Origin of the sequence: Corynebacterium sp. AOP40-4SA-5, from assembly GCF_052377355.1 — a bacterium.
In the GTDB taxonomy this organism is placed as follows: domain Bacteria; phylum Actinomycetota; class Actinomycetes; order Mycobacteriales; family Mycobacteriaceae; genus Corynebacterium.
In genome coordinates this window covers 1-12,523 of record NZ_JBQSWS010000019.1, presented here as the reverse complement: position 1 = coordinate 12,523, position 12,523 = coordinate 1, and the positions used below count along the sequence as shown (strand labels likewise).

General features: G+C 60.1%; 12 protein-coding genes and 2 tRNA genes. 11 read left to right on the top strand and 3 right to left on the bottom strand.

Going from position 1 to position 12,523, the window contains the following annotated elements; all coding sequences use genetic code 11:
- Nucleotides 1-114 precede the first annotated feature (114 nt).
- From gyrA to ACT3S3_RS11330, 4 genes are all read left to right on the top strand, one after another.
- Nucleotides 115-2,619 carry a DNA gyrase subunit A gene (gene gyrA / locus ACT3S3_RS11345; RefSeq protein WP_441588238.1) on the top strand — a complete coding sequence of 835 codons (2,505 nt, stop codon included), beginning with the start codon at nt 115-117 and terminating at the stop codon, nt 2,617-2,619.
- Nucleotides 2,616-2,981: a DUF3566 domain-containing protein gene (locus ACT3S3_RS11340; protein ID WP_441588239.1), complete on the top strand. Its 366-nt coding sequence runs from the start codon at nt 2,616-2,618 to the stop codon at nt 2,979-2,981. The genes gyrA and ACT3S3_RS11340 overlap by 4 nt, the downstream gene beginning before the upstream one ends.
- Before the next feature lie 52 nt (nt 2,982-3,033).
- Nucleotides 3,034-3,110, top strand: a tRNA-Ile gene (locus ACT3S3_RS11335).
- A 12-nt stretch (nt 3,111-3,122) separates the two neighbouring features.
- Nucleotides 3,123-3,195, top strand: a tRNA-Ala gene (locus tag ACT3S3_RS11330).
- Between the two features lie 24 nt (nt 3,196-3,219).
- Here ACT3S3_RS11330 and ACT3S3_RS11325 read toward each other — a convergent pair.
- Nucleotides 3,220-4,413, bottom strand: coding sequence for a site-specific integrase (locus ACT3S3_RS11325; RefSeq protein WP_441588240.1), 1,194 nt, complete (start codon nt 4,411-4,413; stop codon nt 3,220-3,222).
- Nucleotides 4,406-4,990 (bottom strand): helix-turn-helix domain-containing protein, encoded by a 585-nt coding sequence (locus ACT3S3_RS11320; protein ID WP_441588241.1) that lies wholly within the window; start codon nt 4,988-4,990, stop codon nt 4,406-4,408. The genes ACT3S3_RS11325 and ACT3S3_RS11320 overlap by 8 nt, the downstream gene beginning before the upstream one ends.
- A 442-nt stretch (nt 4,991-5,432) precedes the next feature.
- On the opposite strand from ACT3S3_RS11320, the gene ACT3S3_RS11315 reads away from it, so the two are divergent.
- The 6 genes from ACT3S3_RS11315 (at nt 5,433) to ACT3S3_RS11290 (ending at nt 9,595) form a co-directional block, all read left to right on the top strand.
- A complete protein-coding gene (locus tag ACT3S3_RS11315) occupies nt 5,433-5,642 on the top strand; it encodes a helix-turn-helix transcriptional regulator (RefSeq protein ID WP_444626810.1) in 210 nt (69 codons plus the stop codon).
- 157 nt (nt 5,643-5,799) lie between these two features.
- Nucleotides 5,800-5,931: a hypothetical protein gene (locus tag ACT3S3_RS11310; RefSeq protein ID WP_444626809.1), complete on the top strand. Its 132-nt coding sequence runs from the start codon at nt 5,800-5,802 to the stop codon at nt 5,929-5,931.
- 125 nt (nt 5,932-6,056) lie between these two features.
- Nucleotides 6,057-6,290, top strand: a complete 234-nt coding sequence (locus ACT3S3_RS11305) for a hypothetical protein (RefSeq protein ID WP_441588243.1) — start codon at nt 6,057-6,059, stop codon at nt 6,288-6,290.
- Nucleotides 6,287-6,622, top strand: a complete 336-nt coding sequence (locus tag ACT3S3_RS11300) for a hypothetical protein (RefSeq protein WP_444626807.1) — start codon at nt 6,287-6,289, stop codon at nt 6,620-6,622. Before ACT3S3_RS11305 ends, ACT3S3_RS11300 begins: the two co-directional genes overlap by 4 nt.
- Nucleotides 6,623-7,045: 423 nt before the next feature.
- Entirely contained in the window at nt 7,046-8,431 is a 1,386-nt protein-coding gene (locus ACT3S3_RS11295) for a hypothetical protein (RefSeq protein ID WP_444626806.1), read from the top strand.
- A 546-nt stretch (nt 8,432-8,977) separates the two neighbouring features.
- Nucleotides 8,978-9,595: a hypothetical protein gene (locus ACT3S3_RS11290; protein ID WP_444626805.1), complete on the top strand. Its 618-nt coding sequence runs from the start codon at nt 8,978-8,980 to the stop codon at nt 9,593-9,595.
- A gap of 20 nt (nt 9,596-9,615) precedes the next feature.
- On the opposite strand, the gene ACT3S3_RS11285 is transcribed toward ACT3S3_RS11290, so the two are convergent.
- Nucleotides 9,616-10,833 carry an IS3 family transposase gene (locus tag ACT3S3_RS11285; RefSeq protein ID WP_444626803.1) on the bottom strand — a complete coding sequence of 406 codons (1,218 nt, stop codon included), beginning with the start codon at nt 10,831-10,833 and terminating at the stop codon, nt 9,616-9,618.
- Between the two features lie 344 nt (nt 10,834-11,177).
- Between ACT3S3_RS11285 and ACT3S3_RS11280 the strand changes: the two genes are divergently transcribed.
- Nucleotides 11,178-12,218 (top strand): GIY-YIG nuclease family protein, encoded by a 1,041-nt coding sequence (locus ACT3S3_RS11280; RefSeq protein ID WP_444626801.1) that lies wholly within the window; start codon nt 11,178-11,180, stop codon nt 12,216-12,218.
- Nucleotides 12,219-12,523 lie beyond the last annotated feature (305 nt).

Here is a 12,523-nt window from a genome sequence, read left to right as displayed (position 1 = left end):
TCTACTGCGGTGTCGGTGGTCGCCGACCATGGTACGCACCTGACCCGGATATGGGTCATGAGGTGGTAAGATTGCCAGGTCTATACCTAGTCTTCTGGAAGGGATCGCACCGAAGTGAGCGACGACAACTACGGCGGCGGCGAGACGCTGTTCGACCGCATCACCCCCATTGACCTCAATGAGGAGATGCGGAACAGCTACATCGACTACGCCATGAGCGTCATCGTCGGCCGTGCGCTGCCCGAGGTCCGGGACGGGCTGAAGCCCGTCCACCGCCGCGTCCTGTACGCGATGTACGACTCCGGCTTCCGCCCGGACCGCAGCTACGTCAAGTCCGCGAAGCCGGTCGCCGAGACGATGGGTAACTACCACCCCCACGGCGACACCGCCATCTACGACACCCTCGTGCGTATGGCGCAGCCCTGGTCGATGCGTTACCCGCTGGTCGACGGGCAGGGCAACTTCGGTTCCCGCGGCAACGACGGCCCCGCCGCCATGCGTTACACCGAGTGCCGGCTGACCCCGCTGGCGCTGGAGATGGTCCGCGACATCCGCGAGAACACCGTCGACTTCTCCCCGAACTACGACGGCAAGACGACCGAGCCGGACGTCCTGCCGTCGCGCGTGCCCAACCTGCTCATGAACGGTTCCGGCGGCATTGCCGTCGGCATGGCGACGAACATCCCGCCGCACAACCTCAACGAGCTCGCCGAGGCCGTCTTCTGGCTGCTGGAGAACTTCGAGGCGGACGAGCAGACCGCGTTGGACGCCTGCATGGAGCGCGTCAAGGGCCCGGACTTCCCGACCGCGGGCATGATCGTCGGCGACACCGGCATCAAGGACGCCTACACCACCGGACGTGGCTCGATCCGTATGCGCGGCAAGACCACCATCGAGGAGGAGGGCAACCGGCAGATCATCGTCATCACCGAGCTGCCCTACCAGGTCAACCCGGACAACCTCGTCGCCTCGATCGCCGAGCAGGTCCGCGACGGCAAGATCGCCGGCATCGCCAAGATCGACGACGAGTCGTCCGACCGCGTGGGCATGCGCATCGTCGTCACCCTGAAGCGCGACTCCGTGCCGCGCGTGGTGCTGAACAACCTGTACAAGCACTCGCAGCTGCAGACCAGCTTCGGCGCCAACATGCTCTCCATCGTCGAGGGCGTGCCGCGCACGCTGCGCCTGGACCAGATGCTGCGCTACTACGTGAAGCACCAGATCGAGGTCATCGTCCGGCGCACCCAGCACCGGCTCGACGAGGCAGAGAAGCGGGCCCACATCCTGCGCGGCCTGGCCAAGGCGCTGGACGCGTTGGACGAGGTCATCGCGCTGATCCGTCGCTCCCAGACCGTCGACATCGCCCGCGAGGGCCTGCGCGACCTGCTCGACATCGACGACGTGCAGGCGGACGCCATCCTGGCGATGCAGCTGCGCCGTCTGGCCGCCCTGGAGCGCCAGAAGATCATCGACGAGCTCGCCGAGATCGAGGAGACCATCGCGGACCTCAAGGACATCCTGGCGTCCCCCGACCGTCAGCGCACCATCGTGCACGACGAGCTGGCCGAGATCGTGGAGAAGTTCGGCGACGAGCGCCGCACCGAGATCGTCGGCGCCACCGGCGACGTCTCCGAGGAGGACCTCATCGCCCGGGAGAACGTGGTCGTCACGATCACCTCCACCGGCTACGCCAAGCGCACGAAGGTGGACTCCTACCGCTCGCAGCGCCGCGGCGGCAAGGGCGTGCGCGGAGCCGAGCTGAAGCAGGACGACATCGTCCGGCACTTCTTCGTGTGCTCCACCCACGACATCATCCTGTTCCTCACCAACTACGGACGGGTCTACCGGCTCAAGGCCTACGAGCTGCCCGAGGCCAGCCGTACCGCACGCGGCCAGCACGTGGCGAACCTGCTGGAGTTCCAGCCGGGTGAGCAGATCGCCCAGGTCATCCAGATCCAGTCCTTCGAGGACGCCCCCTACCTGGTGCTCGCCACGCAGCAGGGCCGCGTGAAGAAGTCGCACCTCACCGACTACGACACCGCCCGCTCCGGCGGCCTGATCGCCATCAACCTCAACGAGGGCGACAAGCTCATCGGTGCGCGCCTGTGCACCGGGGAGGACGACCTGCTGCTGGTCTCCGAGGAGGGCCAGGCGCTGCGCTTCACCGCAGACGACGACACGCTGCGTCCCATGGGACGTGCCACCGCCGGCGTGAAGGGCATGCGTTTCAAGGGTGACGACCAGCTCCTGGCGCTCACCGTCGCCGACGACAACTCCTACCTCCTGGTCGCCACGTCCGGTGGCTACGGCAAGCGCACCGCGGTGGAGGAGTACCCCGTGAAGGGGCGCGGCACCCTGGGCGTGATGACGTTCAAGTACGACCCGAAGCGCGGCAAGCTCATCGGCGCGGTGACGGTGGGCCTCGACGACGAGGTCTTCGCCATCACCTCCGCCGGCGGGGTGATCCGTACCCCGGTGAAGCAGATCCGCAGCTCCTCGCGCGCCACGATGGGTGTGCGTCTGGTCGACCTGGCCAAGGGTGTGGAACTGCTCGCCATCGACCGCAACGTCGAGGACGAGGGTGAGGAAGCGGTCAACCAGACGGCGGAGAAGTCATGAGGGCCTCGCTCCGGGAGATCGCGCCGCTGAGCGCGCTGAAGATCGGTGCGGTCCTCAGCGCGTGCGTGTTCGCCGCCTGGATGGTCGCCGCAGCCCTGATCTACATCTTCCTGGGCCTCGGCGGTGTGTGGGACCGGATGAACAACCTGCTGGCCGACCTCATCGGGGCGGACCGTATCTCCGCCGGCCTGTACTTCGGTGTGGCCGCCGGTGTGGGGCTGCTGGAGTTCGTCGTGGTGACGCTCTTCGCCCCCGTCACGGCGTTGCTCTACAACGCGGCGACCGGGCTCGTGGGCGGGTTGCGCGTGACGATCGAGCCGGAGTCGGTGAACGAGCCGCAGGACGTTGAAAACGTAGCCTGACCACACGGTTTGTGTGTTCAGGGCTGTGTGGGTAAAGTTCTGTCTCGTTCGAGGGCCTATAGCTCAGGCGGTTAGAGCGCTTCGCTGATAACGAAGAGGTCGGAGGTTCAAGTCCTCCTAGGCCCACCAGTAAGACCCCTCGGGGCTGTAGCTCAATTGGTAGAGCATCTGCTTTGCAAGCAGAAGGTCAGGGGTTCGATTCCCCTCAGCTCCACAGGATAAGCACCAGGTCAGACCCTCATTCCGATTCTTCGGGGTGAGGGTCTTTCTTTGTCTGGTCCGCTTTCAGTCCGCTATTGATCAGCGCATCCATCTTCATGGCTACTGAGTCGAGGTCGTCATCGAACAGGCCTGTGTACACGCGGAGGGTGAAGGCGGCGTTGGAGTGGCCGAGCATGCGTTGAACGGCTGGTGGTGTGGCACCGGAGGATATAGCGAGGGATGCGGCTGTGTGCCTGAGGTCGTGGAGGGTGAGATTGGGGAAGTCGGGGATGGTGGCGTGTAGTTGCTTCACGGCGGGGCGGAAGGTGCGTCTGCCGTAGTTGCTGTGGCGGATGGGTTTCAACTCCAAGGAGCGGAACACTAGCTCACTGAGGGGTCGGTCTTGCAGGAGGGGGTGTAGGTGTTCGTCGAGGGCGGTGGGGTAGCGCACTGTGCGGGTCTCGTAGGTCTTGGTGTCACCGAGGATGAGTCGGCCTTGTACGTCGCTGTACGCCTTGTTGACGGTGATCTTGTGGTGTTTGGGGTCGATGTCCCGGATGGTGAGGGCTGAGGCTTCTCCCCACCGTAGGCCGGTGTAGGCGAGGAACCGGACGATCTCGGGGAGGTGGTTGACTGTGCGGGCGAGTTGTTCGACCTGGGCGACGGTGAGGATGTGCTGTGCCCTGACCGTTGCCTTGGGGAGTCGTATGCCGGTGGCTGGGCTCGCTTTGAGTAGTCCCGCGTCCACGGCGTGGTTGAGGGTGCCTCGGATGTTCTGGAGGCATGTTTCGAGGGTCGAGGCCCCGGTGCCGTCGTCGTGCTTTTCAGCTACCCATTGTTGAATATCGGCTTTGCGGATACTGCCGATCTCCCGGTCTTTCCAGTCGGGAGCGACGTGTTTGTTCCAGTTGGATTCCCGGTCGGCGTGGGTGCTGGGTTTGATGGTGGGTTTGGTGGTAGTGGCCCATTGGTCGTGGAGGTGGCCGAGGGTCGTGCGGGCGTTGTTCGGGTCTATGTAGTCGCCGCTGTGGAACTGGGCGATGATGGTTTTCTCGTGGTTCTGTGCGTCGATCTTGCGGCTATACGATGCAGTTTTTTCTTTGCTGTTGTGGTCGATCCAGCGTAGGAGCCAGCGTTTCCCTTGGCCGTGGCGTGCGCTGGGGGTGCCGTCGCGCCTGGTCCAGCGGTCTTCGATGCGGGTAGTGCCGGGGGTTCGGCGCTGGCTAGTCATCGTTCTTGCTCACGTCAGTGACGTACTTCTGAAGTTGGTCTGCCATCTCTGAAGGGTCGGGTGATCCCGTGACTATGCTCCGGAGGAAGCTCAGATGCATCGTGTTCACTAAGGATGCTCGTCTGAGCAACGCGGCTACTGCCGTATTGGACTGGCTGGAGGTCGTACCGTACCGCATGGTCGTGTCTTGGTCGTCGCCGGCGTCAATTGATACCTGGACAACAGGGAGCATCGGGGAAAGCTCATTTCCGTCGTAGGCTTCCGCCAGCTCTGTGATCTGGTCTCCCAGCTTCTCCAGCTTGGCAGCTATCGCCACCAATGCGCCGGATGGGGTTTCGTCAAAAGCTGTGAGCAGCTCGTGCGGGGGACGGTGCACCGCTTCCATGAAGCTAAGGGCTTCGAGCAGGCTGACGCTACGCTCGCCACGTTCCATTTTAGCTATCTGGGTCTGGTGGTAGGTCTCCCCGGGTGTGCTCATCGCGCTGGCCACATCTGCCTGAGAGAGTCCAACTCGCGTGCGGGATTCCTTTAGGAAGGAACCTATTTGCTTGCGCCTCTGGATGCTCTGGTCTGTCATGCATCCGATTGTGGCATAGACGTACCCACCTTCAAAAGGTTGATTCCTGGCCCATCATCAATGTGATATACATCACACCTGCTAGGAGCGCTAAGGTTCTTACCTGCGGATATACGAAAATCTATGTTGATAACCGTTGAACGGTTGAAAGATAGTCTGGAAACGGTTGATATGACGAGGTAGATTCAACCTCATACCGAATAGCCGGTAGGAACCCAGTGAAGTGGCCCTGGGGGATGAAGACAGCGAAGCACCTTCGATGTTTGACAACTGAACAGTGGACACAGGAAGCGCGACACAGGTCGTTAGCCGAAGCGCCACGGACGTAAGCGGGGAGCATGAACCCCCAGTCACGGGCGTTATAGAGACGACGCGCAGCAAGACACCTCACCGGAGCACCCGCCCCGGGAGGACCAAGACAACAACCCAGAAGGGACAACACATGACCGACAACATCACACCCGCACTACTCGACACCCCAGCACTCTCAGCCCACACCGGCATCCCCGAAGTCACCCTCCGCGCCTGGCGGCACCGAGGACAAGGCCCCCGACACTTCAAGCTTGGACGCAAGAGCTTCTACAAGGCCAGCGACGTTGACGCATGGCTCAACACCGCATACGAAACCACCGGCACCGCACAGAGGGCCTAGAAACAAGGAGACACACATGAAGAAAAACCACGTCAACCTCGTCGGCATCCTCCGCGAAGGGGACGAAGGGGAGTTCGTCGATGAGTGACACAGACACCCTCGGACGGATCACCGCCGTCATGGCACGGGAAGACGCCCTCGACCTACTTGTCAGGGCGTGCCGGATGTTCCCGACGCGCCCACCGCAGCCTTGGACACCCTCGCCACTCTTGCCGGATACATCGACCTCCTGGCCGTGTTCGCCGGCGTCGAACTACCGCACACCGAAGGGGAACCCGATGCCGACTGACATTCCGATCCCCTACGCGCTCACCGCCGACAATGAGCCGATCCCGTACACCGTCACAGAACAGGACAACTGACATGCAACCCACCTAGACACTGCAAGACCTCATCATCCGCAACATCGGAGAGATGTTCATCCACTCCCACCTCACCGAGAAAGAGATGGAGGAGGAGGCCTACATCTGGAAGGTCGGCCTGACCCCCGACTACATCCGCCGCGCCTTCGACACCCTGAAGGTAGCGCCCTCATCCCTCACTGACGCGCTCTCAGGGGAGATCGACGAGTACGTGGGCGTTGACCGCAACGCCGAACGAGAAGCGTTCTTCGGCCGTCTGGAGCACGCCCGAGGAGCACAGCAGTGAACACGCAAGACCCCCTTGCCGGCATGGGAATCGACAACACCTGGCCCTCGGCAATCAAAGACCGGCTCCGCGAGATCCTCGCCTCAGCCCACTGGACAGAAGCCGAAGAGGAAGACATCGGACTGCACCACATGACATGGACGCACCGAGACGAAGTGATCCACGACGAGAGGGGAACCGTGTGGCGCTCACACCCCTACACCTGGCACCCGGCGTACTACAAGGTCGCCAACATCCTCAGAGCACACGGCTTGAAAGTGCTCATACAACTGCCCCGCAACGAATCGGGGAACATCTGCCCGATCATTGAATTCTGGAAGGCGCAACCATGAGCACACCAGTGAGAAGCAAGACCATCGAACTACACCACGGAGGCCCCAGCCCCATCGGGGAAGGCCTACTCACACTGTGCGGAATACAAGTCCCCGAAGCCCTGAACATCCCACCTCGTGAAGCAATCGCCCAGGGATACACGCTCGACCGCTGTGCCTCCTGCGCATCGATGAAGCGACTGGAGACCGACACATGGGGCACCTAGAACAACGAAAAGCAGCAGGACACGAAGACGATACGGCGGGAACTGTAGGCGTCTCAGTGAAAGCTGCTGCAAACGATCAAACGAAGATACTCCGACGAAGGAACATCACTCTGACACACGACACTAGCCACGAATCATCTAAGAGGCAACCGACCGGAGGGAGGGCGGCAGCCCACACAACACCAGGGAACTGTCACCGTGACGGAAAGGACAACGCATGAGCACCACAGACCTTTTCACTTCACGGCCCGGTCTCCACGACCTCCGCGACATCGCCTGGAACGCAGGCATGAGTCCCTGGGCGCTGTTCGCCGCCGTCTCGGCACGCATCCTCGCCTGTGTCCCACCGCAAGTTCAACTCCCACCCCTCGGAGCGAAATCATCCCCGGCGTCGCTCAACATGTACTTCGGCATTGCAAGCCCGTCCGGGGGCGGCAAGTCCGACGCAATCAACACCGCTGAGAACGCTGTCATGATCCTCAACGATGCCGGCCACCTCGTAGACGTCACCGTCCGACACCCCGGATCTGGTGAAGGCCTGATCACTGCCCTCATGACGGGGGACAAGGAAGCTGAGACCAGAGCGCTCATGACCGAGCTGCTAGGGAAAACCACCGCAGAACAGGCACTCACATGGATCAACGAGAACGCCCCCGGACGGGACTCAATCGGGGGAGTGCAGATCGAATCCATGAACCAGGCCGAACCTAAGTCTCTGTTGCTGTCGGTTGACGAAGTGAGCAGTCTCGCCGCACTCTTCGACAGATCAGGTACAACACTGGAGGGCGTACTCAACAGCCTGTGGTCCGGTTCCGGCGACGGCAACCTCAACGCCTCCGAGGACCGTGCACGACACCTAGAGCCGCACTCCTACCGCCTCACGATGCTCACTGGCATCCAACCGGGACTGTCCGGAAAGCTCCTCGACCGGGCCGTGAGTGGTCTCCCGCAGCGTCTCCTATGGGTCAACGGAATCGACTCCGATCTACGGCTCATACCTGACGCAGAGTGCCCGACCGCAATCGAGGTTCGCGTACCGCAGTGGAACTGTGCCCCCCGAATCATCCACGTCCCCGACACCGTAATGGACGAGATTAAAGCGCGCAGGATCCAGATCACCAGGGGAGAGCGTGTCGAGAACGGCTGGGACTCCCACATGATGCTCGCCCGGGAGAAGCTCGCCGTAGTCCTGTCACTCCTCGACCAGCGGGACGGTGATGTGACCGTGGACGACTGGGAGCTGTCCCGCATTGTCTGGGAACACTGCCGAACCGTCCGTGACGACTGCTACGAAGCCGGAATGCAGGCCCTCGCACGAGAGAAGGCAAAGGTCGAGGAAGCGCGACAGGACGCCAAGGATGCCGTATCCGAAAACCGGAAGCACCGTGCCATCAACTACATCGACAAGACCCTAGCCGAAGGTGAGGGAAGGTTTCGACTGTCTGACGCGAAGCGGAACGCCCGACGGTTCCGGGACGCCTTCACCCGTGAACTCGACCGACAGCTAAGACTGGGGAACCTCCGGATGGATGAGCAGCTCGGTGACAACGGCAAGCCCGTGGTGTGGATTGAGCGCACCAGCAGCATGTCTGTCGTCCCATAAGCGCGTCCCATTGAGTGGGATTCTAGGGCGTCCTCTGGTCTCACCGCTCGGCACCCCCGTCCACGGTGTCCACACTGTCCACCCGCAGGTAGGAGCACATATCCACTGTCCACGCTCCCGTCCCCAGGTGTCCACGCTGGGACACTAACGTGGACGCCTTAAAACGCTCTGACCTGCAAGTGGACACCGTGGACAGCGTGGACACCCCTCCCGCGTGAGAGCGACAACAAACGCAAGAAAATCCCACAGAGTGAAACGCTGGCCGAGAGGCGCACCGGCAATCGCTCACTCATCCAACAACCCCGCGAAACACCCCACCCCCAGAAATCATGAGGGGGATGGGTCCGCGACTCGGCCCCGCCGCCCCGCAGTCTTGTTTCTCTCTCTCCGTGGGATCTGGAGTCCCATTATATGAACACCCTCGCCGTGAGGTGACGGTCCCATCGACCCTGAAAGGGCTTCTACTTGACGACTGATTTCCGTTCCCACCAGCGCATTCGCCGTGATTGTTTGCAGCACCAGCAGGAGTGCCGGGCGCGCCTGTCCATGCTCCGCGCCGACCTACGCCAACAGATTAAGAACGGGCCGTCCCCGTGGCGGGAGGTTCCGCAGCAGATCACCCCAATCATCCCGGACTACCCGGAGGTGCCGATCACGTTCCCTGCCGGCACTCTTGCCCACGGTGTGCAGCGCGTCCTCGCTGAAACCGTGGAGATGATCTACGAGTTCGAGCAGCGGTTCCGGGACAAGCGCGGTGAACCCGATGAGATCATGCTCGACCACGCACGACACGAGGCAGAGCTGGTCGCCCACCTGTGGTGGGAATGCTACGACCTGTTGCCCGAGCAGTGGCACCGCCTGGTCATGACTGAACGCATTCTCGTTCCGCAGGCTATGGGCGCAATGCTCGCATCCTGGCGTGCCGGTGGGTACCGCAGTCTCCGTCACGTCGGCATCCTCGCAACCGTCCTGGCCGGGGTCGCAGACAAGATCGCCGAGAACGAGGATCTCATGAGGTTCATCGAAGGGTGGGTACTCACCGTCAGGGCCGTGTCCCACGCGGTGTTCCCGGTTGTCGGGGAAGTGTGGGTGCCACCGTCTGAAGCCGCCGTAATTGTCGGTAGATCGAAGCGGACGATCCAGCGGTGGGGCCCGAACCCCTGATGGTGGACACGGGGATGTAGTCAAGATACGAGTCGGAGCTTACCGGACGACTGCGACTCAAACGCCTGTGGTGTGAGATACCCGCACCACGAATGCCGACGGACGGTGTTGTAGCGGATACACCACCGGCACACGTCCCGACGGCACACCAGCTGGTTGGTGAAGGTCTTCGCGTCCTGGAGGACCTCGCGCTTGAGTGCGGCATTGAACCACTCGGCCAGCGCGTTGTCCGCGCTGGTACCGATCGCGCCCATCGACTGACGCAGCCCCAGGCGGCGACAGGTGTCCTGAAATGCCCCGGACGTGTAGACACTGCCGTGGTCCGAGTGAAAGACCGCACCGGCGAGACTGCCACGCTGGTTCTTCGCCATCACCAACGCTTCCTGTACCAACTCGGTGCGCATGTGATCGGTAATCGCGAAACCGACCAGCCGGCGTGAGTAGCAGTCGATGACCGTGGCCAGGTACATATTCGACCCGTCGGCAATCGGTAGGTAAGTGATGTCGCCAACATAGGTGTCGTTGGCCCGGTTGGCGGTGAACCGGCGACGCAGCAGGTCAGCGAATACCCGCCGACGCTTATCGGCGACGGTGGTTTTCACCCGGCGCCTTTTCGTGTAGCCGGCCAGCCCGTTGGCTCGCATGAGCCGGGCGACGCGCTTGTGGTTGACCGGCGCTGAACTGCAAGCGCCCGAGGCATCGTCATCGGGGTCATTGATGTCGGCGGTGATGCGCTTGGCGCCGTAACAGCCGTTGTTCGCGTCGAACACCGCAGTGATCCGCGCGGCGAGCAACGCGTCATCGATCAGGCGCTGTCGGCGACCACCAGCAGTGATCTTCCATCTGTAGAACGAGGACCGGTTGATCGTCAGGACCTCGCAGAGCCGCTTGACCGGATAGTCGGCCTTGGCGTCGTCAACGAACTTGAAGCGGCTCACCAGGCAAGTCTCTTCCGCGAAATATTTCGCGGCCCGCCGTAGGATGTCACGTTCCTCGCGCAGCCGGGCGACGTCACGTTGCAGTCTACGGATGTGTTCGGCATCGGTGACTGCAGCCGCCTCGGACGTGTCAGCGCTGCCGGCGCGGGGATCACTGGAGAACCGTCCGGCCCAGTTCTTGAGGGTGTTGCGGTTGATGCCGAGTTCGGCGGCGATGGTTTTCATCGATGCGCCTGGAGTGTTCTCGTACAGCGCGATGGCGTCACGCTTGAACTGCTCCGTGTAGGTGTTCTTTGGCATGGGGAAACACTACCTTTCTTCCCCAGCTCACTGCTGGGGGTTGGGTGTCCACCACACGGGGGTCAGGCCCATTTGCGGGGAAGGCCAGAAAACGTAGAATACTAGGTAGTAGTCACCAAGATCACCGATTCGTCTACACAATTAATCAGAAAGTGCAAATTGCCCCCTACGGAAAATCGCCAATGTCATCAAATTTCGAGACGGACGAATAAAATATCACCCAAACACGAGCCGCCCCTAACAAACGTGTCCGACCTAAAAGTGTGACAGTCGAAAACACTCCTATTCGTCCAATACAATGCAACGATCGCCCAATCCTAACCACAACACGGAAGTACAAAATCGTGAACAGACCACCAGATCCAAAATGGTCACTTTTGGAAGTCTTGGACGAGAATAACGGGACTCCCTTGTATATCTCAATAACAGCCAAAGGCAAAGAACAACTAATTATAACAAAGCAGCCAAAATGGAACACGCATCTTGAGTATGCGGATCCCGAGGCCAATAGCTGCCATCTTTCAACATACAACACACTAGAAGAAGCCAAGAGGTCACTGGGTAAGACGCGTGAAGCATATTACGTCGCATCAGAATACGCATTTCAATTACGACGCGCCGCCAAATACAGAACTATAATCAGCGAGAATTACAGAGCTTTTGACCTGCAATCTAAAATCACCAAACAGCTGGTCAAAGAATATGCAGATCTATACCACAACAAGGCAGACCCCACATATGTCCATGAGCCCGCCAAAGAACGTCGCGAGTTCCTGAAGAGTTACATTAACGAAATCGAACAGGACATAGCCTCAATCAGAAATGAAACACTTTTAGATGACATCATTAACACAGTTATAGACTGGTCGGGATTCATGTCGCCCGAGAATGTTCTCTGCCATATCGAATCAGATGAATTCATCGAACACTTGGAGCTTCTAGCGGGTACGGAGGTTGTGGAAGAGCGAAAGAATGGAATGCAATGGCTCTTTGCCGATATCCTCGATAGAATGAAAACAGAAATAGAATTACAAAACGCAATAACTGAATCATTACGCACGTTTTTAGAAATTCTCGACTCCATTATCCAGCAAACGGAAATAGATCTCGAATATGCCAATCAGTGGAAGGCCCAACACGCAGTTCGCGGCTACTGGGTATATCTCGCCCTCGGAACAGACGGGAAAGTACTCTACGTTGGTCAGTCCAATTCAATATTTCACAGAATGGCCGAGCATTCAAACACTTCGAAGTGGTTCTACGACACCGATCGTCTCGTTATCGAATACGAACACACTCGAGAACGAGCCCTAGCACGAGAAAAGGATCTTATAAAAATGCTTCGCCCACCGTACAATATAATTCACAACAATGACAACCAATAGCATACCGCTTCTTTGCAAATGGGCACGCGAATCTTGATCTGGGCGGCTACCGGGGTGGCACAACATTAGATACCATGGCCGGTACGAGATGAGAGTTTCCAAATATTTTCCTGTATATACCGAGCCCCCTACCGCGCACCCATTTGCAACCTAGTCTCCGATGCCTTCAGCCGCCTCACCGAACTCCGGATGACGATCATTCCCACCTCTTCCGCATAAATCGCACTAACCATCGAGGCCATCCAGGTAACAGCTATGGATACTGAGACTAGGATCAAACCGGAACTGTGACCATCGTCGACCTT